At 68.8% G+C, this 25,047-nt stretch carries 39 protein-coding genes; 3 read left to right on the top strand and 36 right to left on the bottom strand.

What is annotated here, in order from left to right; genetic code table 11:
* Positions 1 to 29: 29 nt before the first annotated feature.
* On the top strand, positions 30 to 578 hold the full coding sequence (locus tag HNR20_RS10630) for a hypothetical protein (protein WP_221309763.1): 549 nt from the start codon (positions 30 to 32) through the stop codon (positions 576 to 578).
* Positions 579 to 641: 63 nt separating this feature from the next.
* Here HNR20_RS10630 and HNR20_RS10635 read toward each other — a convergent pair whose 3' ends face one another.
* Positions 642 to 1,160, bottom strand: a complete 519-nt coding sequence (locus tag HNR20_RS10635) for a hypothetical protein (RefSeq protein ID WP_184178686.1) — start codon at positions 1,158 to 1,160, stop codon at positions 642 to 644.
* Between the two features lie 109 nt (positions 1,161 to 1,269).
* Between HNR20_RS10635 and HNR20_RS10640 the strand changes: the two genes are divergently transcribed.
* Positions 1,270 to 1,953, top strand: a complete 684-nt coding sequence (locus tag HNR20_RS10640; RefSeq protein WP_184178688.1) for a TetR/AcrR family transcriptional regulator — start codon at positions 1,270 to 1,272, stop codon at positions 1,951 to 1,953.
* Positions 1,954 to 2,095: 142 nt separating this feature from the next.
* Here HNR20_RS10640 and HNR20_RS10645 read toward each other — a convergent pair whose 3' ends face one another.
* From HNR20_RS10645 to HNR20_RS10655, 3 genes are all read right to left on the bottom strand, one after another.
* Complete coding sequence (locus HNR20_RS10645) at positions 2,096 to 3,058, bottom strand: aldo/keto reductase (protein ID WP_184178690.1); 963 nt, start codon at positions 3,056 to 3,058, stop codon at positions 2,096 to 2,098.
* A gap of 65 nt (positions 3,059 to 3,123) precedes the next feature.
* Positions 3,124 to 4,803: an ABC-F family ATP-binding cassette domain-containing protein gene (locus HNR20_RS10650; protein WP_184178692.1), complete on the bottom strand. Its 1,680-nt coding sequence runs from the start codon at positions 4,801 to 4,803 to the stop codon at positions 3,124 to 3,126.
* Positions 4,804 to 4,844: 41 nt separating this feature from the next.
* Positions 4,845 to 5,450: a class I SAM-dependent methyltransferase gene (locus tag HNR20_RS10655; RefSeq protein ID WP_184178694.1), complete on the bottom strand. Its 606-nt coding sequence runs from the start codon at positions 5,448 to 5,450 to the stop codon at positions 4,845 to 4,847.
* A 103-nt stretch (positions 5,451 to 5,553) separates the two neighbouring features.
* On the opposite strand from HNR20_RS10655, the gene HNR20_RS10660 reads away from it, so the two are divergent.
* Positions 5,554 to 6,621, top strand: a complete 1,068-nt coding sequence (locus HNR20_RS10660; RefSeq protein ID WP_184178696.1) for a hypothetical protein — start codon at positions 5,554 to 5,556, stop codon at positions 6,619 to 6,621.
* A gap of 21 nt (positions 6,622 to 6,642) precedes the next feature.
* Here HNR20_RS10660 and truA read toward each other — a convergent pair whose 3' ends face one another.
* The 32 genes from truA to rplC all read right to left on the bottom strand — a co-directional run bounded on the left by truA (position 6,643) and on the right by rplC (position 25,047).
* Complete coding sequence (gene truA, locus HNR20_RS10665) at positions 6,643 to 7,473, bottom strand: tRNA pseudouridine(38-40) synthase TruA (RefSeq protein ID WP_184178698.1); 831 nt, start codon at positions 7,471 to 7,473, stop codon at positions 6,643 to 6,645.
* Positions 7,474 to 7,540: 67 nt separating this feature from the next.
* A complete protein-coding gene (gene rplQ / locus HNR20_RS10670) occupies positions 7,541 to 8,098 on the bottom strand; it encodes a 50S ribosomal protein L17 (protein ID WP_184178700.1) in 558 nt (185 codons plus the stop codon).
* Positions 8,099 to 8,132: 34 nt separating this feature from the next.
* Complete coding sequence (locus HNR20_RS10675) at positions 8,133 to 9,155, bottom strand: DNA-directed RNA polymerase subunit alpha (RefSeq protein ID WP_007465227.1); 1,023 nt, start codon at positions 9,153 to 9,155, stop codon at positions 8,133 to 8,135.
* A gap of 98 nt (positions 9,156 to 9,253) precedes the next feature.
* Positions 9,254 to 9,880, bottom strand: coding sequence for a 30S ribosomal protein S4 (gene rpsD / locus HNR20_RS10680; protein ID WP_030489600.1), 627 nt, complete (start codon positions 9,878 to 9,880; stop codon positions 9,254 to 9,256).
* Positions 9,881 to 9,893: 13 nt separating this feature from the next.
* Positions 9,894 to 10,301: a 30S ribosomal protein S11 gene (gene rpsK / locus HNR20_RS10685; protein ID WP_030329919.1), complete on the bottom strand. Its 408-nt coding sequence runs from the start codon at positions 10,299 to 10,301 to the stop codon at positions 9,894 to 9,896.
* An 89-nt stretch (positions 10,302 to 10,390) separates the two neighbouring features.
* A complete protein-coding gene (gene rpsM, locus HNR20_RS10690; RefSeq protein WP_184178702.1) occupies positions 10,391 to 10,771 on the bottom strand; it encodes a 30S ribosomal protein S13 in 381 nt (126 codons plus the stop codon).
* Positions 10,772 to 11,037: 266 nt separating this feature from the next.
* Positions 11,038 to 11,151, bottom strand: a complete 114-nt coding sequence (gene rpmJ / locus HNR20_RS10695; RefSeq protein ID WP_043965539.1) for a 50S ribosomal protein L36 — start codon at positions 11,149 to 11,151, stop codon at positions 11,038 to 11,040.
* 91 nt (positions 11,152 to 11,242) lie between these two features.
* Positions 11,243 to 11,464, bottom strand: coding sequence for a translation initiation factor IF-1 (gene infA / locus HNR20_RS10700; RefSeq protein WP_007073013.1), 222 nt, complete (start codon positions 11,462 to 11,464; stop codon positions 11,243 to 11,245).
* 331 nt (positions 11,465 to 11,795) lie between these two features.
* Positions 11,796 to 12,371, bottom strand: coding sequence for a DUF1707 SHOCT-like domain-containing protein (locus HNR20_RS10705; protein WP_184178704.1), 576 nt, complete (start codon positions 12,369 to 12,371; stop codon positions 11,796 to 11,798).
* A 172-nt stretch (positions 12,372 to 12,543) separates the two neighbouring features.
* Positions 12,544 to 13,395 (bottom strand): type I methionyl aminopeptidase, encoded by an 852-nt coding sequence (gene map, locus HNR20_RS10710; protein ID WP_184178706.1) that lies wholly within the window; start codon positions 13,393 to 13,395, stop codon positions 12,544 to 12,546.
* Between the two features lie 87 nt (positions 13,396 to 13,482).
* Complete coding sequence (locus tag HNR20_RS10715) at positions 13,483 to 14,136, bottom strand: adenylate kinase (protein WP_184178709.1); 654 nt, start codon at positions 14,134 to 14,136, stop codon at positions 13,483 to 13,485.
* Positions 14,137 to 15,465 carry a preprotein translocase subunit SecY gene (secY, locus tag HNR20_RS10720; protein WP_184178711.1) on the bottom strand — a complete coding sequence of 443 codons (1,329 nt, stop codon included), beginning with the start codon at positions 15,463 to 15,465 and terminating at the stop codon, positions 14,137 to 14,139.
* Positions 15,466 to 15,698: 233 nt separating this feature from the next.
* Positions 15,699 to 16,142, bottom strand: a complete 444-nt coding sequence (gene rplO, locus HNR20_RS10725; protein WP_184178713.1) for a 50S ribosomal protein L15 — start codon at positions 16,140 to 16,142, stop codon at positions 15,699 to 15,701.
* Positions 16,142 to 16,324 (bottom strand): 50S ribosomal protein L30, encoded by a 183-nt coding sequence (rpmD, locus tag HNR20_RS10730; RefSeq protein ID WP_110563092.1) that lies wholly within the window; start codon positions 16,322 to 16,324, stop codon positions 16,142 to 16,144. The genes rplO and rpmD overlap by 1 nt, the downstream gene beginning before the upstream one ends.
* Positions 16,324 to 16,938 carry a 30S ribosomal protein S5 gene (gene rpsE, locus HNR20_RS10735; protein ID WP_074314587.1) on the bottom strand — a complete coding sequence of 205 codons (615 nt, stop codon included), beginning with the start codon at positions 16,936 to 16,938 and terminating at the stop codon, positions 16,324 to 16,326. Before rpsE ends, rpmD begins: the two co-directional genes overlap by 1 nt.
* A 33-nt stretch (positions 16,939 to 16,971) precedes the next feature.
* Positions 16,972 to 17,361, bottom strand: coding sequence for a 50S ribosomal protein L18 (gene rplR, locus HNR20_RS10740; RefSeq protein ID WP_184178715.1), 390 nt, complete (start codon positions 17,359 to 17,361; stop codon positions 16,972 to 16,974).
* Positions 17,358 to 17,900, bottom strand: coding sequence for a 50S ribosomal protein L6 (gene rplF, locus HNR20_RS10745; protein WP_184178717.1), 543 nt, complete (start codon positions 17,898 to 17,900; stop codon positions 17,358 to 17,360). Before rplF ends, rplR begins: the two co-directional genes overlap by 4 nt.
* Positions 17,901 to 17,916: 16 nt before the next feature.
* Complete coding sequence (gene rpsH, locus HNR20_RS10750; RefSeq protein ID WP_007465270.1) at positions 17,917 to 18,324, bottom strand: 30S ribosomal protein S8; 408 nt, start codon at positions 18,322 to 18,324, stop codon at positions 17,917 to 17,919.
* A 116-nt stretch (positions 18,325 to 18,440) separates the two neighbouring features.
* Positions 18,441 to 18,626, bottom strand: coding sequence for a type Z 30S ribosomal protein S14 (locus HNR20_RS10755; RefSeq protein WP_007465272.1), 186 nt, complete (start codon positions 18,624 to 18,626; stop codon positions 18,441 to 18,443).
* A 1-nt stretch (position 18,627) separates the two neighbouring features.
* Entirely contained in the window at positions 18,628 to 19,194 is a 567-nt protein-coding gene (rplE, locus tag HNR20_RS10760; protein ID WP_110563094.1) for a 50S ribosomal protein L5, read from the bottom strand.
* Positions 19,194 to 19,514, bottom strand: a complete 321-nt coding sequence (gene rplX / locus HNR20_RS10765) for a 50S ribosomal protein L24 (protein WP_184178719.1) — start codon at positions 19,512 to 19,514, stop codon at positions 19,194 to 19,196. Before rplX ends, rplE begins: the two co-directional genes overlap by 1 nt.
* Positions 19,511 to 19,879, bottom strand: coding sequence for a 50S ribosomal protein L14 (gene rplN, locus HNR20_RS10770; RefSeq protein WP_007465279.1), 369 nt, complete (start codon positions 19,877 to 19,879; stop codon positions 19,511 to 19,513). Before rplN ends, rplX begins: the two co-directional genes overlap by 4 nt.
* A 101-nt stretch (positions 19,880 to 19,980) precedes the next feature.
* Positions 19,981 to 20,259, bottom strand: a complete 279-nt coding sequence (gene rpsQ, locus HNR20_RS10775; RefSeq protein ID WP_184178721.1) for a 30S ribosomal protein S17 — start codon at positions 20,257 to 20,259, stop codon at positions 19,981 to 19,983.
* Positions 20,256 to 20,492, bottom strand: coding sequence for a 50S ribosomal protein L29 (gene rpmC, locus HNR20_RS10780; protein ID WP_007465283.1), 237 nt, complete (start codon positions 20,490 to 20,492; stop codon positions 20,256 to 20,258). The genes rpsQ and rpmC overlap by 4 nt, the downstream gene beginning before the upstream one ends.
* Positions 20,492 to 20,917 carry a 50S ribosomal protein L16 gene (rplP, locus tag HNR20_RS10785; RefSeq protein WP_007465292.1) on the bottom strand — a complete coding sequence of 142 codons (426 nt, stop codon included), beginning with the start codon at positions 20,915 to 20,917 and terminating at the stop codon, positions 20,492 to 20,494. The genes rpmC and rplP overlap by 1 nt, the downstream gene beginning before the upstream one ends.
* Before the next feature lie 3 nt (positions 20,918 to 20,920).
* Complete coding sequence (gene rpsC / locus HNR20_RS10790; protein ID WP_007465294.1) at positions 20,921 to 21,790, bottom strand: 30S ribosomal protein S3; 870 nt, start codon at positions 21,788 to 21,790, stop codon at positions 20,921 to 20,923.
* A complete protein-coding gene (rplV, locus tag HNR20_RS10795; protein WP_088987577.1) occupies positions 21,790 to 22,248 on the bottom strand; it encodes a 50S ribosomal protein L22 in 459 nt (152 codons plus the stop codon). The genes rpsC and rplV overlap by 1 nt, the downstream gene beginning before the upstream one ends.
* 41 nt (positions 22,249 to 22,289) lie before the next feature.
* Complete coding sequence (rpsS, locus tag HNR20_RS10800) at positions 22,290 to 22,571, bottom strand: 30S ribosomal protein S19 (RefSeq protein ID WP_007465299.1); 282 nt, start codon at positions 22,569 to 22,571, stop codon at positions 22,290 to 22,292.
* Between the two features lie 12 nt (positions 22,572 to 22,583).
* Positions 22,584 to 23,423, bottom strand: coding sequence for a 50S ribosomal protein L2 (rplB, locus tag HNR20_RS10805; protein ID WP_110563095.1), 840 nt, complete (start codon positions 23,421 to 23,423; stop codon positions 22,584 to 22,586).
* Between the two features lie 12 nt (positions 23,424 to 23,435).
* Positions 23,436 to 23,738 (bottom strand): 50S ribosomal protein L23, encoded by a 303-nt coding sequence (rplW, locus tag HNR20_RS10810; protein WP_007465304.1) that lies wholly within the window; start codon positions 23,736 to 23,738, stop codon positions 23,436 to 23,438.
* Positions 23,735 to 24,385 carry a 50S ribosomal protein L4 gene (rplD, locus tag HNR20_RS10815; protein ID WP_184178723.1) on the bottom strand — a complete coding sequence of 217 codons (651 nt, stop codon included), beginning with the start codon at positions 24,383 to 24,385 and terminating at the stop codon, positions 23,735 to 23,737. Before rplD ends, rplW begins: the two co-directional genes overlap by 4 nt.
* Entirely contained in the window at positions 24,382 to 25,047 is a 666-nt protein-coding gene (gene rplC / locus HNR20_RS10820) for a 50S ribosomal protein L3 (RefSeq protein WP_184178725.1), read from the bottom strand. The genes rplD and rplC overlap by 4 nt, the downstream gene beginning before the upstream one ends.

A 25,047-nucleotide genomic window follows, 5' to 3' on the forward strand; every position in this document is an offset into this window, starting at 1 on the left:
GAGGGGCCTCCCTCATCCGTAGCGAGGAGATGTCCGTGACGGGTATCCGCAAGGTGTTGGCCGCCGTGTTCGCCGGGCTGGCCCTGACCCTGCTCTCCGCTGCCCCGGCGGCCGCTCAGGCGGACAAACTCAAGCTGACGGTGGCCGGCGACGGGGCCGAGGGGGTCACCATCCAGGCCACCTACGCCGATGGCCGTCGGCTCGACAAGGTGGTGCGGTTGGTCCTCACCGCCACCGGCCCGGACGGACAACGGCTCGGCCCGGTGCAACTCGAACCGGCGCCCGAGGGTCAGGGCTTCTACACCACCGGTCCGCTGCTCTCTGCCGGCAGTTGGCGGGTGAAGGTGAACGCCCCCGCTCCACACCAGAGCGAGGCCACCGCCACGGTGCAGGCCCGGGCGGCGCAGTCCCCGCCGGTGCCGGCGCCGGTCGCGGTGACCGCGCCAGATCGCACCGCCGGACGTGGGGCGGGTGCCGGCTGGTGGCCGTTCGCGGCTGCCGGCCTCGTCCTCGTCGCCGCGGCGATGGGGGTGGCCATGCTGTTCGGCCGTCGCCGCACCGATCCGCAGAACGACTGAGAGGGCCGGTCCGGACGGCCCTGTGGGCGCGTCCGGACCGGCCGGTGGATCCGTGCTCGCGGGTCAGGCGAGGGCGAGCACGGCCAGGGTGATGATCGAAGCGCCGAACACCACCACGTGGCGGGCGTTCTGCAGGGTCCAGGTCCAGGCCGGGAACCCGTCCTCGGCGGCCTTCAGCAGAGCTGGCACGTCGATGCGGGCAAGCATCGGGTCGCCCTTGCGCACGAACGCGGCCCGTACGGACTTCGCCGCGGTCAGGTTGCTGTAGAGGATCAGGCCGTTACCGGCGAGCACGATTGACTGGAAGATCCAGGTCAGGACCTCTGCCCACGGGCCACCGGTCAGATTGAGCGCGGCCAGGCCCACCATGACCGCGGCGACCGTGACGGGAACCGCGGTCTCGTGGCCACCGGCGTCGAACCTCATCCCGTTCTCGGCCAGGACGGTGGGCCGTACGCCCTGGCGCTTGAGCTCCGCCTCCGCAGCGGCGGTCGCGGAGGCTCCGTAGCGGTGACGGACGAGCGGGATGCTCACGAATGCCGCAGCGACGAGCAGCTGCATTGCCGCGATGAGAACGTTCATGGCCGGGGCTCCTCGGTGACTCACTTGAACTATGTACAAGTGAGCCTAGGCGAGCACTCGAACTAAGTGCAAGTTTCTTCCAGAACTTTGTTCAAGTACCGTGGGTCACATGCCACGCGACACGTTGACCAGGGAACAGATCATCCAGACCGCCATCGCGCTGCTCGATGAGGAAGGCCTGGAGGGCCTGAACATGCGCAGCCTGGGCAAGCGGCTCGGCGCCGCGGCCACTGCGGTCTACTGGCACGTGAAGAACAAGGACGACCTCGTGGTGCTGGCCGGCGACCACGTCTGGGACGAGATCGAGTTGCCCGATCTCGACGCCATGGACTGGCGCACCGCGGCCACCTCGATGGCCGCCTCCCTGCACGCAATGCTCAGTCGGCACCCGTGGCTGGTCCAGGCCCTCGGCACGCACCTCTTCTACGGCCCCGGCAAGGCCCGCCACGACGACCACAGCCTCGCCGTCTACGAAGCGGCCGGCTTTACCGGCGCGGATGCGGATCAGGCGGCGGCGGCTGTCTTCACGTACGTGCTCGGCAACGTCCTCGGCGCGTCCGCCACCACGTCGCTGATGAGACGGCTGAGCCGCGACGGTGGCGACCCGCACGAGGCCCTCCGGGACACCATGGCGAAGGCGACCGAGGTCGCCAGGCAATTCCCCCGGCTACGCACCCGCCTCGAAACGCCGGCCGCCGACTACAACGCGGCACCCGAGGACACATTCGACTTCGGCCTCCAGGCACTCCTCGACGGCCTGGCGGACCGCCTGCCCGAGGGCCACGCCCTCTGAAGACGCCGATCAGAGCTGCGAAAAAGCTCTGGCCTGGCGCTTAGCGCCAGGCCAGAGCAATGATCAACACGAGCCGCCTGCGACTCGCACCCGCTGGTCAGAGGACAACTCGCACGAAGGGACCGCGCTCGCCGTCCGGGGCTCAGAGAATGGCGCGCAGCGCCGCCAGATCCTCGTCGCTCGGCTCCCAGGTGCCGGCAGCGGCGTTGGCCCGCACCTGCTCCGGTGTGGTGGCACCGGCGATCACCGAGGTCACCGCCGGCTGGGCGGCCAGCCCGCCGATCGCCACCTGGAGCATCGTCAGGTGCCGCTCGGCCGCGTACGTCTCGATCGACTCGATGGTGTCCCAGTCGGCCGCGGCGAGCCGCTCGGCGTACCGGCCACCGCCGGAGAGCCGGCTGCCGGCCGGCGGCTGGCCCTCGCGCTTGTACTTGCCGGTGAGCAGGCCGTTGGCCAGCGGGAAGAACGGCAGCATGCCAAGGCCGAACCGCTCGCAGGCCGGGATGACCTCGGTCTCGACCGAGCGCTCCAGCAGGCTGTAGTGGTTCTGGGCGCTGATGAAGCGGGACCGACCGTTGGACGAGGCGACCCAGTCCGCGTCGGCGATCTGCCAGCCGGTGAAGTTGGAGTTGCCCAGGTAACGCACCTTGCCGTCGCGGACCAGGTCGTCCAGGGCGGCGAGGGTCTCGTCGATCGGGGTGCCGGGGTCGGGCTCGTGCATCTGGTAGAGGTCGATGTGGTCGGTGCCGAGCCGACGCAGCGACGCCTCCACCGCGCGGGCGATGTAGCGCCGCGCGCCCCGCGCGCCGAAGTCCGGTCCGTTCAGGCCGTTCATGTCCATACCGAACTTGGTGGCCACCACCACGTCGTCCCGGCGCCCCTTGAGCGCCTGCCCGAGCAGCTCCTCCGAGCCGCCCTGCGGCTCACCGTAGATGTCGGCGGTGTCGAACAGGGTGATCCCGGCGTCCAGAGCGGCGTCCACCACCGCACGAGTGCCGTCGAGGTCGAGCTTCCGGCCGAAGTTGTTGCAGCCGATCCCGACGACGGACACCACGAGCCCGGAGTCGCCCAGCCGGCGATAGGTCATCTCAGTCACGAGATCCACCCTATGCCCAGCGGAGAAAGGGCCCCTCGGTAACGCCAGGCGTCAACGAGGGGCCCGCCGCGCACTCAGCCGACGTCCCAGACCGGTTCGGGCGTTTCCACCACTTCGCTGTCGCCCCGGAACAGCACGAACCGGTCGAATGAGCGGGTGAACCAACGGTCGTGGGTGACCGCGATCACCGTCCCCTCGAACGCGGTCAGGCCCGCTTCGAGGGCCTCCGCGCTGGCCAGGTCGAGGTTGTCGGTGGGCTCGTCGAGCAGCAGCAGGGTCGCCCCGGACAGCTCCAGCAGCAGCACCAGGAAGCGGGCCTGCTGACCACCGGAGAGGGTGCCGAAGCGCTGGTCACCCTGACCGGCCAACTCGTAGCGGCTGAGCACCCCCATCGCCGCGTGCCGGTCCATCCCCGTGCGGTGCTCGTCGCCACGCCACAGGATTTCGACAAGCGTCTTCGACATCAGCTCCGGTCGGTCGTGGGTCTGCGAGAAGTGCCCGGGGCGGACCCGGGCGCCCAGCCGGGCCACGCCGTCGTGGGCCACCGGGGCGAGCGCTCCCGCCCCGTCGACCGGCCCGTTCGCCGGGTCGGGATCGGTGCCGCCCCGGGCCAGCAGCCGCAGGAAGTGCGACTTGCCGGTGCCGTTGGCACCGAGCACCGCCACCCGATCGCCGTACCAGATCTCCAGGTCGAAGGGGTAGGTCAGGCCGTCGAGCTCCAGCTGCTCGCAGATGACCGCGCGCTTGCCGGTCCGCCCGCCACTCAGCCGCATCCGGATGTCCTGGTCCTTCGGCGGTACGGGCGGTGGCCCGGCCTCCTCGAACTTGCGCAGCCGGGTCTGCGCGGCCTGGTAGCGCGAGGCCAACCCGTCGTTGTACGCGGCCTTCTGCTTGTACATCAGCATCAGCTCGCGCAGCTTCTGGTGCTCCTCGTCCCAGCGCCGACGCAGCTCGTCGAGGCGGGCGTGCCGGGCCACCCGCGCGGAGTGCCAGCTGGCGAAGCCGCCCGGGTGCACCCAGGCGCTGCCACCCTCGACGGCCACCACCCGGTCGGCGCTCTGGGCCAGCAACTCGCGGTCGTGTGAGACGTAGAGCACCGACTTGGTCGACTCCCGCAGTCGCGCCTCCAGCCAGCGTTTGCCGGGCACGTCCAGGAAGTTGTCCGGCTCGTCGAGCAGCAGCACCTCGTCCGGGCCGCGCAACAGCAACTCCAAGGCGAAGCGCTTCTGCTGGCCGCCGGAGAGGGTACGCACCGGCCGGTCCCGCACGGCGTCCCAGGTCAGGTCGAGCACGATGGTAGCGACGGTGTCGAAGAGCACCTCGGCGTCGTACCCGCCCGCCTCGCCCCAGGCGCCCAGCGCGTCGGCGTACGCCAGTTGGGCTTTGCCCGCGGCGTTGCTGAACTTGCCGCGGGCCTCGGCCGCCCGCATGGCGGCCTCGGTCTCGCGGAGCTGGCGACCGGCGTCGCGCAGTGACGGCGGGGCCAGCGACAACGCCAGGTCGGCGAGCGTCGACTCGTCGCCGATCATGCCGATGAACTGGCGCATCACGCCCAGCCCACCGGCTCGCGCGACGACGCCGGTACGCACCGGCAGGTCGCCGGCGACCATCCGCAGCAGAGTCGTCTTCCCCGCGCCGTTCGGCCCGACCAGGGCGACCTTGCTGCCCTCACCGACCCGGAACGACACGTCGGCGAAGAGTTCCCGACCGTCGGGCAGGATGTGCCCGACCGCTGCCACGTCCACGTATCCCACGCCGGGATCCTGCCCCAGTGAAGGCCGGGAGGGACATCCAATTACCGGGTGACCCGCAGCACCCGGAAGCCCTTCTGGCTGGCGTACCGCTCGACCTGCCAGCTCTGCTCGGTGAGCCAGCGCTGCAGCGAGTCGCCGCCGAGGTGCCGGGCGACGACCAGCCAGCCGACTCCGTCCGGGGCGAGTCGGGGCAGCCAGCGCAGCAGCAGTTCGTGCAGCTCGTCCTTGCCGATGCGGATGGGTGGGTTGGACCAGAGCTGGGCGAACCGGATGTCCGCCGGGACGTCGTCGGGCGCGTGGACCCGGACCCGGTCGGCGGCGTCGACCCGGGCCGCGTTGGCGGCGGTCAGCTCGCGGGCGCGGGCGTTGACGTCGACCGCCCAGACCGTGCTCGCAGGTGCCAGGTCGGCCAGCACGCAGGCGATCGGACCGAACCCGCAGCCGAGGTCAAGCAGGTCACCGACGGTGTCGGAGTCGGGCAGGTCGGCCTTGCGCAAGAGTACGGCGGTGCCCGGGTCGAGACGGCTGGCGGAGAAGACGCCGCCGGCCGAGACGAGCCGGTAGTCGCGGTCGGCGACGGAGAACTCGACCTCGCGCGGCGGAGCGTCGCTGGCGGGCTGAGCAGTGAAGTAGTGGTCGCCGGTCACGCCGGCAATTCTCGCACCGCCCCGGGCTGGCCATGACACGGCCCGCGCACACATTTCCCTGATATTACCCCCTAAAGGGACAATCACTCCTACTCTGGGCGACATGGTGTATCGGTACGAGTCCGATGAGGACGCTTTCGAGGAGTACCCGGGACCCGGGTCCGACCTGTCGGTGCTCGGCGCCGGTCCGCCCCCGCCGGCCGGGCCCTCTCCGTCACGCTTCCCCACGCCGTCGCTCCCCCGGGCGAACCAGCTCTCGCTGCCGTCGTCGCAACCACCACCGGCTCGTGCCGACATTCCGCCCGCCGCGCCCCGCAGCCAGGTCTACACCTCAGCCACGCCGATCGACCCTGCCGCCCGACGCGGCGGCGGCCGACTGTGGCAGGTGCTGATCGGCGGCGCAGCGGTGCTGGTGCTGCTCGCACTCTGCGGCCTCGGCGCCGCCGCGCTGCTCATCGACCGCAACGAGCAACCGCAGAACACCCCGACGTACCAGCCGAACGCCGCCGCCCCGACGTCGGCAGCGCCGGAACGACCGGCCCTCGACTCCCGGGAGTCCGACCAGGCCCCGCTCACCGCCAAGGAACTCTTCCCCACCAAGGAACTGAAGCTCACCAGCGGCCAGCCGAGCTACCAGGTGCTCAAGACACAGTCCAGCGGCAGTTGCGCGGTCGCCGCCACCGACGAGGTCGCCGACCTGCTGGTCCTGCTCGGCTGCAACCAGGTCGTCCGGGGCACACTGCGTACCCCCGACGGCGACCACCTGGTCACCGCCGGCCTGTTCAACCTCACCGACAAGGTCAGCGCGGATCGCGCCCGGGACCGGGTACGCCAACTCCTCGACGAGCGGCAGGGCCGGTTCCGTGGCCTCGTCGCCGGCACCGACGACGGCACCGACATGCTGACCACCGCCCCGGCACGGGTCGGCTGGCAGGTCCGTGGTCACTACCTGGCGTACGCGCTGGTGGTCCGCGAGGACGGGGCGGCGATCAAGGCGGGTGACACCAAGGTCCGCGAGATCCTGTACGACATGATCGAGCTGCACCTCAGCCGGGGAGTCCTGCAACAGCGGGCCGACGGTGGCACAGCCTCCCAACCGACGCCGGCGTCCTCCGACGGCAGCGCGAGCCAGGGCGGCAGCACCGACGACGGCGGGTTGCCGGGCGACTGACCCTCGCCACGCGGCCGGCGGTCAGCCCTCGACCGGGACCCGCAGGCGGCGGGTGAGGTCGGCGCGGCGGGCGTACTCGGCCGGATCGGCCGGGTAACCGACGGCGACCAGGGTCAGCCCGTGCGCGGGGGCCACGGTCACCTCGCTGGACCGTTCCTGGCGGGTGAGCAGGCTGCCCGGCCACTCGACCGGGCGGCGCCCGTCCCCGGCCACCAGCATCGCCCCCACCAGGCTGCGCACCATCGCCTGGCAGAACGCGTCGGCCTGCACGGTGGCGACCAGGATGCCGTCCGGGTCGCGACGCCAGTCCAACCGGGTCACCTCGCGCAACGTGGTCGCGTTCTCCTTGCGCCGGCAGTACGCGGCGAAGTCGTGCTCCCCGACCAGGCCGGTCGCCGCGGCGTTCAGCGCGGCCAGGTCCAGCGGCTTCGGCCAGGCCAGCACCTCGTGCCGGCGCAGCGGCTCGGCACCGAAGGGCGCGTCGGTGACCCGGTACTCGTAGCGCCGGAAGGTGGCCGAGAACCGGGCGTCGAAGTCGGCCGGCACCTCGGTCATCGCCCGTACGCGTACGTCGGTGGGGAGCAGCCGGGCCAGCCGGCGCAGCAGCCGCCCGTCGTGCTGCCGCCACACGTCGACGGGCAGGTCCAGGTGGCAGACCTGCCCCGTGGCGTGCACCCCCGCGTCGGTCCGCCCGGCGACCGTCAGCCCGGTGGCCGTGCCGGCCCCGAGGACCAGGTCCAGGGTCTCGACGAGCACCCCCGCGACGGTCCGACGGCTGGGCTGGGCAGCCCAGCCGGAGAAGCCCGTGCCGTCGTACGAGACGTCCAGCCGCAGCCGGATCCGCTCGTCCACCTCGTACCTCCTGTTACGGGTCGGGCCCGACACCCCGATGGGGTGCCGGGCCCGACGTTGCCCTTGATCAGGCCTTGTTCTCGGTGGCCTCGTCGCTGTCCTCGCGGGCGGCGTCGGTGTCACCGGACGCCGACACCGGCGCCTCGGAGTCCTGGTCGGCCTGAGCCGACTGCGGGGTCTCCTCAGCCGGGGCCAGGGCCTCGACCTTGTCCTGCTGCGCGGCCTTGCGGGCGGCGGTCTTCTTGTTCACCTTGGGCTCGGCGACCTGAAGCTCTTCCACCAGCTCGATGATCGCCATCGGCGCGTTGTCACCCTTGCGCGGACCGGTCTTCACGATCCGGGTGTAACCGCCGGGGCGGTTGGAGTACCGGGGCGCGATCTGGTCGAACAGGGCGTAGACCACGTCCTTGTCCTTGACGACACCCAGCACCCGCCGCCGCGAGGCGAGGTCACCGCGCTTGGCCTTGGTGATGAGCTGCTCGGCCAGCGGACGCAGCCGCCGGGCCTTCGTCTCGGTGGTCTGGATCTTGCCGTGCTGGAACAGCGCAGTGGCCAGGTTGGCCAGCATCAGCCGCTCGTGCGAGGGGCTGCCGCCGAGGCGGGGGCCCTTGGTGGGCGTGGGCATTTTTGGTGCTCCTCAGTTGTGGCGGCAGCGCGGACTAGAGCTGCTCGGTCTCGCGGTAGTCGTCGGTGTCGTAGTCGGCCTCGCCGAAGGTGTCCACGACATGCGCCGGGTCGAAGTTCGGAGCCGAGTCCTTCAGCCCGAGACCCATCCCGGCGAGCTTCATCTTGACCTCGTCGATCGACTTCTGACCGAAGTTGCGGATGTCGAGGAGGTCGGCCTCGGTACGCCCGATGAGCTCACCAACGGAGTTGATGCCCTCGCGCTTGAGGCAGTTGTAGGAGCGGACGGTGAGGTCCAGCTCCTCGATCGGCAGGGCCAGGTCCGCCGCCAGCTGGGCGTCCTGCGGGGACGGCCCGATGTCGATGCCCTCGGCGGTCTCGTCCAGCTCCCGGGCCAGCCCGAACAGCTCCACCAGCGTCGAACCGGCGGAGGCCAGCGCGGTGCGCGGGCCCATCGACGGCTTGGTCTCGACGTCGATGATCAGCCGGTCGAAGTCGGTACGCTGCTCGACACGGGTCGCCTCGACGCGGTAGGTCACCTTCAGCACCGGCGAGTAGATCGAGTCGACCGGGATCCGGCCGATCTCAGCGCCGGACTGCTTGTTCTGCGCCGCCGTCACGTAGCCCCGGCCCCGCTCGACGGTCAGCTCCATGTCGAGCCGGCCCTTGCCGTTCAGGGTGGCGAGCTTGAGATCCGGGTTGTGCACCGAGACGCCGGCCGGCGGCTGAATGTCGCCGGCGGTCACGTCGCCCGGGCCCTGCTTGCGCAGGTACATGCTGACCGGCTCGTCGTGCTCGGAGCTGACGCACAGCTCCTTGATGTTCATGACGAGCTCGACCACGTCCTCCTTGACACCGGGGATCGTGGTGAACTCGTGCAGCACACCGTCGATCTTGATCGAGGTCACGGCCGCGCCCGGGATCGACGACAGCAGCGTGCGCCGCAGCGAGTTACCCAGGGTGTAGCCGAAGCCCGGCTCCAGCGGCTCGATGGCGAACCGGGACCGGGTCTCGTTGATCGACTCCTCGGAGAGGGAGGGTCGCTGGCTGATGAGCATCTTTTCTCTTCTCTTCCGGGACGCCCGCTATTTGACGCCCACGACACAAACTGTTCCGGTGGCCCGCCCCGAAGGGCGGACCACCGAACGAGCTCGGACTACTTGGAGTAGAGCTCGACGATCAGCTGTTCCTGGACCTGCGTGTCAATGACCTGCCGGGCCGGGAGGGAGTGCACGAGCACCTTCATCTGGCTCGGGATGGCCTCAAGCCACGCCGGAACCGTCTTCGAGCCGGCCTGGGCCTGCGCGACGATGAACGGGGTGAGCTCCTTGCTCTTGCCCCGAACCTCGATGATGTCGTGCTCCTTGACGCGGTACGACGGGATGTCGACCTTCTTGCCGTTCACCGTGAAGTGACCGTGCTTGACCAACTGGCGGGCCATGTCCCGCGAGTGGGCGTAGCCGGCCCGGTAAACGACGTTGTCCAGCCGCGACTCGAGGATCTGCAGGAGGACCTCACCGGTCTTGGCCTGCTTGCCAACGGCTTCCTCGTAGTAACCGCGGAACTGCTTCTCCAGCACGCCGTAGACACGGCGGGCCTTCTGCTTCTCGCGGAGCTGGAGCAGGTACTCCGTCTCCTTGGTGCGGCCGCGGCCGTGCTGCCCGGGCGGGAACGGCCGGGACTCGAACGGGCACTTCGGACCATCGCACTTGCTGCCCTTGAGGAACAGCTTCATCTTCTCCCGCCGGCAACGGCGGCAGTCAGCACCGGTGTAACGAGCCATCTCTCTCTACCTCTCAGACCCGGCGACGCTTCGGCGGACGGCATCCGTTGTGCGGCTGCGGGGTGACGTCGGCGATCTGGCCGACCTCGAGGCCCACGGCCTGCAGCGAACGGATGGCGGTCTCCCGGCCGGAGCCGGGGCCCTTGACGAACACGTCGACCTTGCGCATGCCGTGCTCCATGGCGCGACGCGCGGCAGCCTCGGCGGCCAGCTGCGCGGCGAACGGAGTCGACTTGCGGGAGCCCTTGAAGCCCACCTGGCCAGCGGAGGCCCAGGAGATGACCGCACCGGTCGGGTCCGTGATGGACACGATGGTGTTGTTGAACGTGCTCTTGATGTGCGCCTGCCCGTGGGCGACGTTCTTGCGTTCCTTGCGCCGGACCTTCTTTACAGCGGCTCCGGCACGAGCCTTCGGTGGCATAAGTCTGTGCGCTCCTAGTTGACTTTCCGGATTGGGCCGCGGGGTCCGGTCTCCCTAGACCCGACATCGACCCGAATTCCGGTCAAAATCTACTTCTTGCCGGGCTTCTTCTTGCCGGCGACGGTCCGCTTCGGGCCCTTGCGGGTCCGTGCATTGGTCTTGGTCCGCTGGCCACGCACGGGCAGGCCCCGGCGGTGCCGGATGCCGGCGTAGCAGCCGATCTCAACCTTGCGGCGGATGTCAGCGGCGACCTCGCGGCGCAGGTCGCCTTCAACCTTGTAGTTGCCCTCGATGTGGTCGCGGAGCTGCACGAGCTCCTCGTCCGTGAGGTCCCGAGCGCGCTTGTCCGGCGAGATGCCGGTTGCGGCGAGTGTCTCCAGGGCGCGGGTGCGACCGACCCCGAAGATGTAGGTGAGCGCGATCTCCATCCGCTTTTCGCGGGGGAGATCCACGCCGGCTAGACGTGCCATGTGCGGGCGTACTCCTCGTGATGTGTGGCGGAGGTGTGGACCCGTCCCATCCCGCTACCGGCCGTCCCGTCTTTCCGACGCGGTGAGCGCCGGCGACCGGGATCGGTCGCTGCCCGAGCGGGCCCCGGCCTCCGACCGGGGGTCAGCCACGCAGGAGTACGTCTCGCGTACCGCTCGTGGCTGGGACGAGCATGTGTGATGTGTGTGTCGCTGGGGATCTGCCTGGACCAACGCCACCCGGTCGTAGTACGGCCGGACGGGCTGAGTCAGCCCTGGCGCTGCTTGTGGCGCGGGTCGCTGCAGATGACCATGACCCGGCCGTGCCGGCGGATAACCCGGCACTTGTTGCAGATCCTCTTGACGCTCGGCTTGACCTTCACGGTTGCCTTACTTCCCATCTGGCCCGGGGACGCGCGTTGCGCGACACCGGACGTCGAAGACGGACACGGGACTTCCCGGCCGCCGTCAGGACTACTTGTAGCGGTAGACGATGCGCCCGCGGGTCAGGTCGTACGGCGAAAGTTCGACGACGACCCGGTCCTCCGGAAGGATGCGGATGTAGTGCTGCCGCATCTTGCCGCTGATGTGAGCCAGCACCTTGTGGCCGTTCGCGAGCTCCACCCGGAACATGGCGTTCGGCAGGGGCTCGATGACCCGACCCTCGATCTCAATGGCTCCGTCTTTTTTCGGCATGTCCTCCGCTGTCCTGACGTCGATTGCTCCGGGCGGCCCACAACGTCTTACACGGAAATCTGATCAAAATCAGAAGCCCGCGCCAGCCGCGGCTCCAGGTCCCACCGAAGCGCAGGGTGGGCATGAAGGAGTGGACGCTGTGCGCCGATCTGAAAGTGTACGCCGGCCTGCGCGCGGTCGCCAAACCGGCCACCCACCGCGCCGCCGTGTCGGGCATCGAGCCCTCAACCGGGTGTCCGATGATCTCCGCGAGACCCATCGTCGGGCCGTGCACGCCGGTCGTCGACGACCGGTCAACCCGAGCCGGGGGCGACTCCGCCAGCGCCGGCGGTCAACCCGCCGCTGGCGGGTCGTCCCGTTCGTCCGCTTCGCCGGCGCGCAACTCCGCCTGGCGTTCCCGCTTCGCCTGCTTACGCTGGCGCTTGCGCTCCCGCTCGATCGCCTGGCGCCGGGGCTCCCCCGCGGACAGCCCGGTCACCGTACGGACCACCAGCACCGCGCCCCACGGCCCGGCCACCCAGGCCGGCCAGAAGTAGAGCAGGTCCTGACTGAGCAGCGACGTCACCGCCCAGATGGTGACCACGACCGCGATCACCTTCACGTACGGGAACCACACCTCGGCCAGCCAGCGGGCGGTGACGCCCTCCGCCACCGCGGTGGCCTGGTCGCCCACGCCCACGCTCTGCGGGGCGGCCGGTGCCAGGGTCGACCGCTGCGCCGGCGTCACCGGTGGCAGGTCACTGAGCAGAGGCTCCAGCTCGGCGTACGTGCGCGCCGCGTAGGCCCGCTGCAACCGCTCGTCGTACTCGTGCAGGTCCAGCCGACCCTCGTCGAGGGCGACCCGTAACCGGTCGGCCACCGCCGCACGGTCCGCGTCTGCGGCTCGCATCCCGTCGCGCCCGTCCATGCCGGCAAGCATGCCACCGCCACGCCAGTCCCGTCCGACCCGACCACTCCACCGCCCCCCAGTCCCGAGAGCGGTTGATCATGAAGTTATTGCCCGAATCACCGGCGTGTCATGGCAACAACTTCATGATCAACGGGGGCATCGGCCCGGGGGTGCGGGGTCCGGGTGGGGGTTAGGGGGTTGGGGAGGCTGCGGGCTGCCTTGCGGTGACCAGGTCGCCGAGGCGGGCCCGGCCTCCGTCGAAGGCCGTGAGCACCCAGACGCCGTCCGGCAGCAGGGCCATCGAGTGCTCGACGTGCGCTGCCACCGAGCCGTCCCGGGTCACCACCGTCCACCCGTCGGCCAACTCGACCGTACGTGGCGACGCCATCGTGATCATCGGCTCGATGGCCAACGCCATGCCGGGGACCAGTCGCGGGCCCTTGCCCGGCCGACCGTGGTTCAGCACGTGCGGGTCCTGGTGCATCTCGGTGCCGATGCCGTGCCCGCCGTAGCCGTCGACGATGCCGTACCGGCCGCCCTTACGGACGGCGCTCTCCACCGCGTACGAGATGTCGGTGAGTCGGCCCTTGCCGCTGGCCGCACCGCGTGCGGCGGCGGCGATGCCGGCCCACATCGCGTCCTCGGCCACCTCGGCCATCTTCAGCAGAGCCGGATCGACGTCACCGACCCCGACGGTGATCGCGGAGTCGCCGTGCCAGCCGTCCAGCACCGCGCCGCAGTCGATGGAGATCAGATCACCGGCCTGGAGCACCTGCCCCGGCGAGGGGATGGCGTGCACGATCTGCTCGTTGACCGAGGAGCAGATCGACGCCGGGAAGCCGTGGTAGCCCTTGAACGACGGAACGCCACCCGCCTCGCGGATGGTCGACTCGGCGATGGCGTCCAGATCGGCGGTGCTGACACCGGGGGCAACGGCCTCCCGCATCCGACGAAGCGCCTCGGCCACCACCAACCCGGCGGCCCGCATCTTCTCGATCTGGTCAGGGGTCTTCAGCTGGATGTCCAGCTGGGGACGACGCATGGAGCGATTACCTTTCGTTGCCGAACAGCGGGGCACGTCACGCGTACCCCGCTGTTCGCACTCTATCCGCCGTGGCCCGGCAGGACCTCAGCCGCCGTACGACCGCAGTGCGTCGATGGCCCGGGTGGTGACGTCCTCCACCGGGCCGGTGGCGTCGATCCCGACCAGCTTGCCCTGAGCGCCGTAGTAGTCGACCAGGGGCGCGGTCTTCTCGCTGTACTCACGAAGCCGGGTGGCGATCGTCTCCGGCTTGTCGTCGTCGCGCTGGAACAGCTCGGCGCCGCACCGGTCGCAGATGCCCGGCCGGGTGGTGGCGTCGAACTCGACGTGCCAGATCTTGCCGCAGCCCCGGCAGGTACGCCGACCGGAGAGCCGCCGGATCACCTCGTCGTCGTCGACGACCAACTCCAGAACCAGATCCAGGGCGGTGCCCAGATCGGCGAGGAGCTTGTCCAGAGCGGCAGCCTGCGGAGTGGTCCGCGGGAAGCCGTCGAGCAGAAAGCCCTCGCTGGCGTCGGGCTCGGCCAGCCGGTCCCGGACCATGTTGATGGTGACCTCGTCCGGAACCAGCTCGCCTGCGTCCATGTACCGCTTCGCCTCGATACCGAGCGGCGTGCCCTGGGTGACGTTCGAGCGGAAGATGTCTCCGGTCGAAATCTTGGGCACCGACAGGTGCGCGGCGACGAATTCCGCCTGCGTGCCCTTACCCGCGCCCGGCGGGCCAACCAGAACGAGTCTCATCTACCGCAGGAACCCTTCGTAGTTCCGCTGCATGAGTTGGCTCTCGATCTGCTTCACGGTCTCCAGACCGACGCCGACCATGATGAGCACAGCGGTGCCACCGAACGGGAAGTTCTGGTACTGCTGGTTGTCCAGCCAGATGAAGAAGAAGTTCGGCAGGATCGAGATGACGCCGAGGTAGAGCGCGCCCGGCAGGGTGATCCGGCTGAGGATGAAGTCCAGGTAGTCGGCCGTCGGCTTGCCCGGGCGGATGCCCGGCACGAACCCGCCGTACTTCTTCATGTTGTCCGCGACCTCGGTCGGGTTGAACGTGATCGAGACGTAGAAGTACGTGAAGAAGATGATCAGCAGGAAGTAGACCGAGATGTAGATCGGGCTGTCCGGTGCCACCAGGTTGTTCTGGATCCACGCCTGGACCTTGCCCGGGTCGTTCTGGTCGAAGAACTGCAGGGCCAACTGCGGCAGGTAGAGCAGCGACGAGCCGAAGATGACCGGGATCACACCCGCCTGGTTGACCTTCAGCGGGATGTAGGTCGAGGTGCCGCCGTACATCCGCCGGCCGATCATCCGCTTGGCGTACTGCACCGGGATCCGGCGCTGCGCCTGCTCGATGAAGGTGACCGCGGTGATGACCACCAGGACCAGCGCGATGACCAGGGCGAACATGTCCCAGCCCTTGCTGGTCTTGATCTGCCAGCCCTCGCTGGGCAGCCGGGCCGCGATCGAGGTGAAGATCAGGACGGACATGCCGTTGCCGACGCCGCGGTCGGTGATCAGCTCACCGAGCCACATGACCATGCCGGTGCCGGCGGTCATGGTGATCACCAGGATGGCCAGGGTCAGCCAGTCCGGGATGCCGGTGCCGGTCGGGATGATCGGGAACTGGTCGCAGCGGTTCTGGAACAGCTGCCCCGATCGGGCCAGCGCCACGAACGCCGAGGCCTGCAGCACACCGAGACCGAGGGTCAGGTAGCGGGTGTACTGCGTGATCTTCGCCTGGCCGGCCTGGCCCTCCTTGCGGAGCTGCTCCAAGCGCGGGATCACGACGGTCAGCAGCTGCAGGATGATCGACGCGGTGATGTAGGGCATGATGCCCAGCGCGAAGACCGAGAGCTGTAGCAGCGCTCCGCCGGAGAAGAGGTTGAGCAGGTTCAACGGCCCCGTCGAGTCACCCGAAATGGTGTCGAGGCACTTCTGCACGTTGCCGTACGAGACGCCCGGGCTGGGGAGCGTTGCACCCAGCCGGTAGACCGCGATGATGCCTACTGTGAACAGCAGCTTCTTGCGCAGGTCAGGCGTACGGAACGCACTGAGAAAGGCGGACAGCAACTTCTTCCTCCTGCGCGAGGCGGGCCGCCGGTGAACCCTGGCGGGTGGGGGTGGATCACGGGCGAGCGCCCGCAATCCATGGCTGGGATGGGACTCTAACAGCCCCACGCCGGTCCGGGCAGATGCGCCCGACTACATAAATCGAATCCGATATTACCGGGCGCAATGGGCCCAGGTAGACCATGGCGCCCGCCAGTTGCTCACAACTGGACGGGCGCCATGGGTGGTACGCCTTACAGCTCGGTGGCAGAGCCACCGGCGGCGGCGATCTTCTCCTTGGCCGACGCACTGAACGCGTGCGCAGACACCTGGAGCGCGACTCCGCCGAGGTCCCCGGTGCCGAGGACCTTGACCGGGTGGCCCTTGCGGACCGCGCCGGACTCGACGAGCTCCAGCGGGCCGACCTCGCCGCCGTTCGGGAACAGCTCAGCGAGTCGGTCCAGGTTGACAACCTGGAAGACCACCTTGAACTTGTTCTTGAAGCCCTTCATCTTCGGCAGGCGCATGTGGATAGGCATCTGCCCACCCTCGAACGCAGCCGAGATGTTCTTACGGGCCTTGGAACCCTTGGTACCGCGACCAGCGGTCTTGCCCTTGGAACCTTCACCACGACCCACGCGGGTCTTCGCGGTCTTGGAACCGGGCGCCGGGCGCAGGTGATGCACCTTGATCGTCATTACTCGACCTCCTCGACCTTCACGAGGTGGTTCACAGTGAAGATCATGCCGCGGATCTCGGGCCGGTCCTCCTTGACCACCACGTCGTTGATCCGCTTGAGACCGAGCGAACGCAGCGAATCACGCTGGTTCTGCTTGGTCCCGATGACGGACCGGACCTGGGTGACCTTCAGACGTGCCATCAGTGCGCCACCCCCGCACGCGACGCCAGCATGGCGGCCGGCGCGACGTCCTCCACCGGCAGGCCACGACGCGCCGCGACCTGCTCGGGGGACTCAAGCCCCTTCAGGGCCGCCACGGTGGCGTGCACGATGTTGATCGGGTTCGACGAGCCGAGGCTCTTGGAGAGCACGTCGTGGATCCCGGCGCACTCCAGCACGGCGCGCACCGGACCACCGGCGATGACACCCGTACCGGCCGAGGCCGGCTTGAGCAGCACGACGCCAGCGGCGTCCTCACCCGTCACCGGGTGCGGGATCGACTGACCGATCCGCGGGACCTTGAAGAAGTGCTTCTTGGCCTCCTCGACACCCTTGGCGATGGCCGCGGGCACCTCCTTGGCCTTTCCGTAGCCCACGCCGACCGTGCCGTCGCCGTCGCCCACGATCACCAGGGCGGTGAAGCTGAAGCGACGACCACCCTTCACGACCTTGGCGACGCGGTTGATCGCGACGACCCGCTCGAGGTGCGGGGTCTTCTCGACGGGCGCGTTTCCGCGGCCGCCCTCACGGCGGTTGTCGCGGCGACCACCCTCGTTGCCACCGGACCCGCCGCCACGGCGCTGTTGACCTGGCATCAGCAGCCTTCCTTATCTCTCGTGACGGGGTTGTTAGAACTCGAGCCCGGCTTCGCGGGCGGCATCGGCAAGCGCGGCGACTCGCCCCGCGTACCGGTTGCCACCGCGGTCGAAGACGACCTTGGAGACGCCGGCGGCCTTGGCCCGCTCGGCGAGCAGCGCGCCCACCTTGCCAGCCAGGACGCTCTTGTCGCCCTCCGCACCGCGCAGCGAGGCGTCCAGGGTCGACGCCGACGCCAGGGTGTGACCCTTGGTGTCGTCGACGATCTGGGCGACCATGTGCCGCAGCGAACGGGTGACGACCAGGCGCGGACGCTCGGCCGTACCACTGACGTTCTTGCGGACGCGGAAGTGCCGACGCGCACGCCCAACGGCGCGCTTGGCGGCGACGCCGCGGCGGCGCTTGAGCAGCGTGGCGCTCACTTCTTACCTGCCTTTCCAGCCTTGCGGCGGATGACCTCGCCCTGGTACTTCACGCCCTTGCCCTTGTAGGGCTCCGGCGGACGGATCTTCCGGATGTTGGCGGCGACCTCACCGACCTGCTGCTTGTCGATGCCAGCCACGTGGAACAGGGTCGGCCGCTCCACCGTGAAGGTGATGCCCGCCGGGGCGGGGACGATCACCGGGTGCGAGAACCCGAGCGCGAACTCGAGGTCCGAACCCTTGGCGGTGACCCGGTAACCGGTGCCGGCGATCTCCAGGCTCTTGCGGTAGCCCTCGGTGACCCCGACGATCATGTTGGCAACCAGCGTACGGCTCAGGCCGTGGAGCTCCTTGGCCTTGCGCTCGTCGTTCGGCCGGTTGACGCTCAGCTGCCCATCCTCGGCCCGCTCGACCGTGATCGGCTCGGCGAGGGTGTGCTCCAGCTGGCCCTTGGGGCCCTTGACCTTGACGGTCTGCCCGTCGATCGTGATATCGACGCCGGCTGGTACCGGGATCGACTTACGTCCAATTCGCGACATTTCTACCTGTCTCCCGTTACCAGACGAAGGCGAGGACTTCCCCGCCAACACTCCGCTTGCGGGCCTGCCGGTCGGTCAGCAGTCCCTGGGACGTCGAAATGATCGCCACGCCCAGCCCACCGAGCACCCGGGGGAGCCCGTCCGACTTGGCGTACACCCGGAGACCGGGCTTGGACACGCGCTTGATGCCGGCCAGGCTCCGCTCGCGGTTCTGGCCGTACTTCAGCTCGACGACCAGTCGCTTGCCGACGGCGCCCTCCTCGGGCTCCTCGACCGACCAGGTGGCGATGTAACCCTCGGCCTTCAGGACCTCGGCGATGTTCGCCTTGATCTTGGAGTAGGGCATCTTCACCTGATCGTGGTACGCCTGGTTGGCGTTACGCAGACGCGTGAGCATGTCTGCGATCGGGTCGGTCATCGTCATGGATTTCGTCAGCCTTTCTCGCCGGGGTTCCCGGGGCATCAGCCCCGGGCCTACGGCGAAGAGCAATACCTAATCGGTGCAGGAGTTCCCGGCCGACGGCCGGGACGCGGTCGCCCTTACCAGGAAGCCTTGGACACGCCCGGCAGCTCACCGCGGTGGGCCATCTCCCGGATGCAGACCCGGCAGAGCCCGAACTTGCGGTAGACCGCCTTCGGACGCCCGCACCGCTGGCAGCGGGTGTACGCGCGAACCGAGAACTTCGGCTTCGCGGCCGCCTTGATGATCAGCGCCTTCTTGGCCATCTCAGTTCTCCTTGAACGGGAAGCCCAGGAGCTTGAGCAGCGCCCGGCCCTCGTCGTCGGTCGTGGCGGTCGTGACCACCGTGATGTCCATGCCCCGCTGGCGATCGATCCGGTCCTGGTCGATCTCGTGGAACACCGACTGCTCGGTCAGACCGAACGTGTAGTTGCCGTGCCCGTCCAGCTTGCGCCCGTCCAGACCGCGGAAGTCGCGGATACGCGGCAGCGAGATGGACAGCAGCCGGTCCAGGAACTCCCACATCCGGTCGCCACGAAGGGTGACCTTCGCGCCGATCGGCATGCCCTCGCGGAGCTTGAACTGCGCGATGGACTTGGTCGCCCGCCGCACCTGCGGCTTCTGGCCGGTGATCGTGGCGAGGTCGCGGACCGCGCCGTCGATCAGCTTGGCGTCGCGAGCAGCCTCGCCGACACCCATGTTGACGACGATCTTGACCAGCCGCGGCACCTGCATAGGGTTGCCGTAGCTGCGCTGCTCGCGCAGCTGGGCCACGATCTCGTTGCGGTACCGCTCCTTGAGGCGCGGCAGGGTCTTTTCGGTAGCCGTGGTCATCACAGGTCCTTACCGGTGCTACGCGCGATGCGGACCTTCTGGCCGTTGTCGTCGATCCGGTAACCGACGCGGGTCGGCTTGCCGTCGGAGTCCAGGACCTGCACGTTCGAGACGTGGATCGGGGCCTCCTGGGTGACGATGCCGCCGGTCTTGGCGCCACGCTGGGTGGTGCTGATGCGGGTGTGCTTCTTGACCCGGTTCACGCCCTCGACCAGGACCTTGTCCTGCCGCGGGAAGGCCTGGATGACCTTACCCTTGGCACCCTTGTCCTTGCCGGCGATGACGACGACCGTGTCGCCCTTCTTGACCTTCACGGTCACAACACCTCCGGCGCGAGGGAAATAATCTTCATGAACCGCTTGTCCCGCAGCTCACGGCCCACCGGGCCGAAGATGCGAGTTCCACGCGGGTCCCCGCCGTCCTTGATGATGACGGCGGCGTTCTCGTCGAAGCGGATGTACGAGCCGTCCGGCCGACGCCTCTCCTTGGCCGTGCGAACGACGACCGCCTTGACGACGTCGCCCTTCTTCACACCGGCACCCGGGATCGCGTCCTTGACCGTGGCCACGATGACGTCGCCGATGCTCGCGTAGCGCCGACCCGAGCCACCGAGAACCCGGATGCACAGGATCTCCCGAGCACCCGTGTTGTCGGCGACGCGCAGTCGCGACTCCTGCTGAATCACGTCTATCTCCTATGTCTGCCGGTTCTCCGGCCGCCGTAGCGGCCGGCCGGAGCCTGGCGGAACCTACGCCCGACGCAACGCCGGGCGAGCTCGAGCCTTCGCTACTTGGCCTTTTCCAGGATCTCCACGATCCGCCAACGCTTGGTGGCGCTCAGCGGCCGGGTCTCCATGATGAGAACCCGGTCACCGGTGCCAGCGGCGTTCTGCTCGTCGTGCACCTTCAGCTTGGCGGTACGGCGCATGATCTTGCCGTACAGCGCGTGCCGAACCCGGTCCTCGACCTCGACCACGACGGTCTTGTCCATCTTGTCGCTGATCACCAGGCCCTCACGGACCTTGCGGCGAGACCGCGCGGCGGCGGTTGCGGTGTCTTCGGTCATGATGCAGTCACCTCAGTCGGCGCGGCCGAGAGCCCCAGCTCGCGCTCACGCATGATCGTGTAGATCCGGGCGATCTCCCGACGGATGACCTGCAACCGCCGGTTGTTGTCCAGCTGCCCGGTTGCGGCCTGCACGCGGAGGTTGAACAGCTCCGCCTTGGCCTCCCGCAGCTTCGTGACCAGCTCCTCCTCGGAGAGCTCACGCAGCTCGGTCGCCTTAACGCCCGCTGCCATCAGGATTCACCCACTTCGCGCGTAACAATGCGGCACTTCATCGGGAGCTTGTGGATCGCGCGACGCATGGCCTCTCGCGCAATCTGCTCGTTGGGGAAGGACATCTCGAAGAGAACCCGCCCCGGCTTGACGTTGGCGACCCACCACTCGGGCGAACCCTTACCGGAACCCATCCGGGTCTCGGCAGGCTTCTTGGTGAGGGCCTGGTCCGGGAAGATCGTGATCCAGACCTTGCCACCACGCTTGATGTGGCGAGTCATCGCGATACGCGCCGACTCGATCTGCCGGTTGGTCACGTACGCCGGCTCGAGAGCCTGGATCCCGAACTCGCCGAACACCACCCGGTTACCACCCTTGGACGCGCCACTGCGGTCCGGGTGGTGCGGCTTGCGGAAGCCCTTCGGGGGCTTGCGCGGCATCAGCATCTGTCAGCCCTCCTGCTGCGTTTCTGCCGGAGCAGCCGCGGCCGCGACAGCTGCGCTGTCGACCGGCTCGCCGCTCGGCGTCTCGGCCTGCTGCGCGATGGTGGTCGCAGCAGCCCGGCCGGCCTCGGTGCCACCGGCCGTGGTGCCGGACGAACCCGACCGGCCACGGCGCGGACGCTCGGGACGGTCGCCGCGCTCACCACGACGCGGGCGGGACGGACCGGCCTCGGCCGGAGCCTCCCGGCCCGGGACGGCGTCGCCCTTGTAGATCCAGACCTTCACACCGATCCGGCCGAACGTGGTACGGGCCTCGAAGAAGCCGTACTCGATGTTGGCCCGCAGCGTGTGCAGCGGAACCCGGCCCTCACGGTAGAACTCGGTCCGGCTCATCTCGGCGCCGCCGAGGCGACCCGAGACCTGAACCCGAATGCCCTTGCAGACCGGGTTCTTCATCGCCGACTGCATGGCCTTGCGCATCGCCCGACGGAAGCTGACCCGGCTGGACAGCTGCTCGGCTACGCCCTGCGCAACCAGCTGAGCGTCCGACTCGGGGTTCTTCACCTCGATGATGTTCAGCTGAACCTGCTTGCCGGTGAGCTTCTCGAGCTCGCCGCGGATCCGGTCGGCCTCCGCACCCTTACGGCCGATGACGATGCCCGGCCGGGCGGTGTGGATGTCGACCCGGACCCGGTCGCGGGTGCGCTCGATGTCGACCTTGGAGATCCCGGCACGCTCGAGGCCCTTGGACATCATGCGGCGGATCTTGACATCCTCGCCGATGTAGTCCTTGTAGAGCTTGTCCGCGAACCAACGGGACTTCCAGTCGGTCGAGATGCCGAGCCGGAACCCAGTGGGGTGAACCTTCTGACCCATTACTCGGCGTCCTCCGTCTTGCTCTGCGCTTCGGCCGGTGCGGCCTCCGTGGCCGGGGCGGCCTTCTTCGCCGCGGCCTTCCTCGGCGTTGCCGGCGCGACCGCTTCGACCGCCACCGTGATGTGGCAGGTGCGCTTGCGGATCCGGTACGCCCGACCCTGCGCCCGCGGCTGGAACCGCTTCATCGTCGGGCCCTCGTCCACGAACGCCTCGCTGACGAGCAACGCGTCGGGGTCCAGCCGCTCGTTGTTCTCCGCGTTGGCGATCGCGCTAGCGAGCACCTTGTACACCTGCTCGCTCGCAGCCTGCGGCGCGAACTGCAGCACCGTGAGCGCCTCCTTCGCGGGCAGGCCGCGGACGAGGTTGACCACCCGGCGCGCCTTCATCGGCGAGATGCGCACGTGCCGCGCAACCGCCCGCGCGCCCGGAAGCACCGGAGCGTCGCCCTTTCCTGGCATCGCTGTAACCCCTTGTTCCCTCTATCCGTATGCCCGCGGCGTCAGCGCCGACGGCTCTTCCGGTCGTCCTTCTCGTGACCCTTGAAAGTGCGGGTCAGCGCGAACTCGCCGAGCTTGTGCCCGACCATCGCCTCGGTCACGAACACCGGGACGTGCTTGCGTCCGTCGTGCACGGCGATCGTGTGCCCCAGCATCTCGGGGATGATCGTCGAGCGCCGCGACCAGGTCTTGATCACGTTCTTCGAGCCCTTGTCGTTCTGCACTTCCACCTTCTTGAGCAGGTGGTCGTCTACGAACGGGCCCTTCTTCAGGCTGCGAGGCATGTCTTATCTCCCTCAGCCGCGCTTACGCGTGGCGTAGCGGCGGCGGACGATCAGCCGGTCACTCGGCTGGCCCTTACGGCGGGTGCGGCCCTCGGGCTTACCCTGCGGGTTGACCGGGTGGCGACCACCGGAGGTCTTACCCTCACCACCACCGTGCGGGTGGTCGACCGGGTTCATGGCGACACCACGGACGGTCGGGCGCTTGCCCTTCCACCGCATACGGCCGGCCTTACCCCAGTTGATGTTCGACTGGTCGGCGTTGCCGATCTCGCCGACGCTGGCGCGGCAGCGAACATCCACACGCCGGATCTCGCCGGACGGCATACGCAGGGTCGCGTACGCGCCCTCGCGGCCGAGCAGCTGGATGCCGACGCCGGCGGAACGGGCCAGCTTGGCCCCGCCACCCGGACGCAGCTCCACGTTGTGGATCGTGGTACCGACCGGGATGTTGCGCAGCGGCAGGTTGTTACCCGGCTTGATGTCGGCGCCCGGGCCGGACTCGACGCGGTCGCCCTGCTTCAGGTCCTTCGGCGCGATGATGTACCGCTTCTCGCCGTCGGCGTAGTGCAGCAGCGCGATGCGCGCCGTGCGGTTCGGGTCGTACTCGATGTGAGCGACCTTCGCCGGCACGCCGTCCTTGTCGACCCGCTTGAAGTCGATCAGACGGTACTGACGCTTGTGACCGCCACCGTGGTGCCGCGTGGTGATCCGGCCGTGGGCGTTACGCCCGCCCTTCTTCGGCAGCGGAACCAGCAGCGACTTCTCCGGCGTGGACCGGGTGATCTCGGCGAAGTCAGCGACACTCGAGCCACGTCGGCCCGGCGTCGTCGGCTTGTACTTACGGATAGCCATTGTCTACACCCCTCAGCTGACCGGGCCGCCGAAGGCCTCGATGCGGTCACCGTCAGCCAGCTTCACGATCGCCCGCTTGGTCGCCTTGCGCTGACCGAAACCGGTCTTGGTGCGCTTGCGCTTGCCCTGGCGGTTGAGCGTGTTGACCGTCAGGACGCGGACGTTGAAGATCTGCTGGATAGCGATCTTGATCTCGGTCTTGTTCGCGTCCGGGTGCACCAGGAAGGTGTACCAGTTCCGGTTCAGCTCGCTGTAGCTCTTCTCCGAGACGACCGGCGCCACGATGATGTCGCGCGGGTCGGCGATCGTGCTCACTTGCCACCCTCCTCGGTGGTCTCGGCGGGCACGCCCAGGAACTCGTCCAGGGCGTCCTTGGTGAAGACCACGTCGTCGGCCACCAACACGTCGTACGTGTTGAGCTGGCCGGACTCGATCAGGTGCACGCGCGGCTCGTTGCGCAGCGACACCCAGTTCAGCTCGTCGGTGCTGCTCAGCACGACCAGGACCCGACGGGCCTCGGTGAGCTTGGTCAGCGTGGCCAGGGCCGCCTTGGTCGACGGCTTCTCGCCCGAGACGAACGCCTCGACGACGTGCACCTGCCCGGCGCGAGCCCGGTCGGAGAGGGCACCGCGCAGTGCGGCGGCCTTCATCTTCTTCGGGGTCCGCTGGCTGTAGTCACGCGGCACGGGACCGTGCACGACGCCACCGCCGGCGAACTGCGGCGCGCGGATCGAGCCCTGCCGGGCGCGACCGGTGCCCTTCTGCTTGTAAGGCTTCTTGCCGCCACCGGCGACCTCGGCCCGAGTCTTGGTCTTGTGCGTGCCCTGTCGGGCCGCCGCGAGCTGGGCCACCACGACCTGGTGCATCAGCGCGACGTTGGCCTGCACGTCGAAGATGTCCTCCGGCAGCTCGACGGAGCCGCTGGTGGTGCCTTCGACGGTGCGCACGTCAACGGTGGTCACTTGGCCGCACCGCCCTTCTTCACCTTGATCTTGGCCGCGGTACGGACCAGAACCAGCGCGCCCTTGGGACCAGGAATGGCACCACGGACGAGCAGGAGGTTGTTCTCGGTGTCGACCGCCTGGACGGTCAGGTTCTGCACGGTGTAGCGAACGCCACCCATCCGGCCGGCCATCCGGGTGCCCTTGAAGACGCGACCCGGGGTCGCGCAGGCGCCGATGGAACCGGGCGAACGGTGCTTGCGCTCGACACCGTGGCTGCTGCCCAGACCGTGGAAGCCGTGCCGCTTCATCGCGCCGGCGAAGCCCTTGCCCTTGGTCTTGCCGGTGACGTCGATGGTGACGCCGGCCGGGAACTCCTCGACCGTGACTTCCTGGCCGAGCGAGTATTCCCCAGCGTCCGTGGTGCGCAGCTCGACGATGTGCCGGCGCGGCGCCACGTCCGCCTTGGCGTAGTGCCCGCTGATCGGCTTCTTGACCTTGCGCGGGTCGATGGTGCCGTACGCGAGCTGGACCGCGGAGTAACCGTCCTTCTCGGCGCTACGAACCTGGCTGATGACGCACGGGCCGGCCTCGACCACGGTCACGGGAACAACGCGGTTGTTGTCCCAGACCTGGGTCATGCCGAGCTTGGCGCCCAGGATCCCCTTGACTTGCCTGTCCAT

The organism is Micromonospora parathelypteridis (assembly GCF_014201145.1).
GTDB classification, from domain to species: Bacteria; Actinomycetota; Actinomycetes; order Mycobacteriales; family Micromonosporaceae; genus Micromonospora; species Micromonospora parathelypteridis.

Coding starts and splice junctions, on each gene's coding strand:
- HNR20_RS10705 (WP_184178704.1), bottom strand. CDS start 12,371: ATGGACGGGCGCGACGGGATGCGAGCCGCAGACGCGGACCGTGCGGCG.
- HNR20_RS10635 (WP_184178686.1), bottom strand. CDS start 1,160: ATGAACGTTCTCATCGCGGCAATGCAGCTGCTCGTCGCTGCGGCATTC.
- rpmC (WP_007465283.1), bottom strand. CDS start 20,492: ATGGCAGCGGGCGTTAAGGCGACCGAGCTGCGTGAGCTCTCCGAGGAG.
- rpsC (WP_007465294.1), bottom strand. CDS start 21,790: ATGGGTCAGAAGGTTCACCCCACTGGGTTCCGGCTCGGCATCTCGACC.
- HNR20_RS10675 (WP_007465227.1), bottom strand. CDS start 9,155: ATGCTCATCAGCCAGCGACCCTCCCTCTCCGAGGAGTCGATCAACGAG.
- rpsS (WP_007465299.1), bottom strand. CDS start 22,571: ATGCCTCGCAGCCTGAAGAAGGGCCCGTTCGTAGACGACCACCTGCTC.
- rpsH (WP_007465270.1), bottom strand. CDS start 18,324: ATGACGATGACCGACCCGATCGCAGACATGCTCACGCGTCTGCGTAAC.
- rplP (WP_007465292.1), bottom strand. CDS start 20,917: ATGCTGATGCCGCGCAAGCCCCCGAAGGGCTTCCGCAAGCCGCACCAC.
- HNR20_RS10715 (WP_184178709.1), bottom strand. CDS start 14,136: ATGAGACTCGTTCTGGTTGGCCCGCCGGGCGCGGGTAAGGGCACGCAG.
- rpsK (WP_030329919.1), bottom strand. CDS start 10,301: ATGCCACCGAAGGCTCGTGCCGGAGCCGCTGTAAAGAAGGTCCGGCGC.
- HNR20_RS10755 (WP_007465272.1), bottom strand. CDS start 18,626: ATGGCCAAGAAGGCGCTGATCATCAAGGCGGCCGCGAAGCCGAAGTTC.
- rplF (WP_184178717.1), bottom strand. CDS start 17,900: ATGTCGCGAATTGGACGTAAGTCGATCCCGGTACCAGCCGGCGTCGAT.
- rplQ (WP_184178700.1), bottom strand. CDS start 8,098: ATGCCCACGCCCACCAAGGGCCCCCGCCTCGGCGGCAGCCCCTCGCAC.
- HNR20_RS10660 (WP_184178696.1), top strand. CDS start 5,554: ATGGTGTATCGGTACGAGTCCGATGAGGACGCTTTCGAGGAGTACCCG.
- rplV (WP_088987577.1), bottom strand. CDS start 22,248: ATGCCAGGAAAGGGCGACGCTCCGGTGCTTCCGGGCGCGCGGGCGGTT.
- rplC (WP_184178725.1), bottom strand. CDS start 25,047: ATGGACAGGCAAGTCAAGGGGATCCTGGGCGCCAAGCTCGGCATGACC.
- HNR20_RS10640 (WP_184178688.1), top strand. CDS start 1,270: ATGCCACGCGACACGTTGACCAGGGAACAGATCATCCAGACCGCCATC.
- rpsM (WP_184178702.1), bottom strand. CDS start 10,771: ATGGCACGTCTAGCCGGCGTGGATCTCCCCCGCGAAAAGCGGATGGAG.
- map (WP_184178706.1), bottom strand. CDS start 13,395: ATGCGTCGTCCCCAGCTGGACATCCAGCTGAAGACCCCTGACCAGATC.
- rplO (WP_184178713.1), bottom strand. CDS start 16,142: ATGACGATCAAGGTGCATCACCTGCGCCCGGCGCCCGGTTCCAAGACC.
- rplB (WP_110563095.1), bottom strand. CDS start 23,423: ATGGCTATCCGTAAGTACAAGCCGACGACGCCGGGCCGACGTGGCTCG.
- rpmD (WP_110563092.1), bottom strand. CDS start 16,324: ATGGCACGTCTGAAGGTCACCCAGGTCCGGTCCGTCATCGGGACCAAG.
- rpsD (WP_030489600.1), bottom strand. CDS start 9,880: ATGGCTCGTTACACCGGTGCTGACTGCCGCCGTTGCCGGCGGGAGAAG.
- rplE (WP_110563094.1), bottom strand. CDS start 19,194: ATGACCACGGCTACCGAAAAGACCCTGCCGCGCCTCAAGGAGCGGTAC.
- rpsE (WP_074314587.1), bottom strand. CDS start 16,938: ATGCCAGGTCAACAGCGCCGTGGCGGCGGGTCCGGTGGCAACGAGGGT.
- infA (WP_007073013.1), bottom strand. CDS start 11,464: ATGCCGAAAAAAGACGGAGCCATTGAGATCGAGGGTCGGGTCATCGAG.
- HNR20_RS10630 (WP_221309763.1), top strand. CDS start 30: ATGTCCGTGACGGGTATCCGCAAGGTGTTGGCCGCCGTGTTCGCCGGG.
- rpsQ (WP_184178721.1), bottom strand. CDS start 20,259: ATGACCGAAGACACCGCAACCGCCGCCGCGCGGTCTCGCCGCAAGGTC.